The sequence below is a fragment of the Nonomuraea sp. NPDC003201 genome (genome assembly GCF_053590415.1).
The window spans coordinates 1-1,118 of record NZ_JBSFTC010000778.1 but is presented as its reverse complement, the minus strand read 5'-3'; the positions used below and the strand labels follow the sequence as shown (position 1 = coordinate 1,118).

The following is a 1,118-nucleotide window of genomic DNA, read 5'->3' as shown; positions in this document are numbered from 1 at the left end:
ATCACCTTCTACGCCGAGGTGCCCAGCGGCGGCGACTACCGGTTGTTCCTGGATTTCCAGCATGACGGCAAGGTCCGTACCGCGGACTTCACCGCTCAGGCCGGTACCGGACAGCCCAAAACCACGGCTGAGCCGAGCGCGAGCCCTTCTCACGGCAACGACTCGCATTGATCGCAGGACACGAGGAAAGGAGATGTGATGTCTTCCCTGACTGAAGGCAGGGCTGTCGAGCTGTCGATCGGTGGCATGACCTGCGCGTCCTGCGCGAACCGGATCGAGCGCAAGCTGAACAAGCTCGAGGGCGTGAGCGCGACGGTGAACTACGCGACGGAGAAGGCGAAGGTCACCTTCCCGGATGGCGTGGACCCGCAGCAGCTGATCGCCGAGGTGGAGAAGGCCGGCTATACCGCCGCACTGCCTGCCCCGCCCGCCGAGTCCGGCGCCGGGGCCGAGCAGGAGCCTGCCGATGAGCTGCGGCCGCTGCGGCAGCGGTTGATCACCGCGGTGGTGCTGAGTGTGCCGGTGGTCGCGATGGCGATGGTGCCGGCGTTGCAGTTCACGAACTGGCAGTGGTTGTCGCTGGTGCTGGCGGCGCCGGTGGTGGTGTACGCGGGCTGGCCGTTCCACAAGGCGGCCTGGACGAACCTGCGGCACGGCGCCGCGACGATGGACACGCTGATCTCGGTCGGCACGCTGGCCGCCTTCGGCTGGTCGCTGTGGGCGCTGTTCTTCGGCAGCGCGGGCACGCCGGGCATGACGCATCCGTTCTCCTTCACGATCGAGCGCACCGACGGCTCCGGCAACATCTACCTCGAAACCGCGGCGGCGGTGACCGCGTTCATCCTGGCCGGCCGCTACTTCGAGTCCCGTTCCAAGCGGCGGGCGGGGGCGGCGCTGCGGGCGTTGCTGGAGCTGGGCGCCAAGGAGGTGGAGCTGGCCGACGGCCGGCGCATCCCCACCGACCAGCTCAAGGCCGGCGACACGTTCGTGGTGCGGCCCGGCGAGAAGATCGCCACCGACGGTGTCATCCTGGAAGGCTCCTCGGCGGTGGACGCCTCGATGCTGACCGGCGAGTCGGTGCCGGTGGAGGTGCGGCCGGGGGACGCGGTCACGGGTGC

General features: G+C 69.1%; 1 protein-coding gene. It reads left to right on the top strand.

Going from position 1 to position 1,118, the window contains the following annotated elements:
• Nucleotides 1-198: 198 nt before the first annotated feature.
• Nucleotides 199-1,118 (top strand): heavy metal translocating P-type ATPase (locus ACWDX9_RS63590; RefSeq protein ID WP_449973499.1); only part of this gene is annotated, 920 nt, incomplete at its 3' end.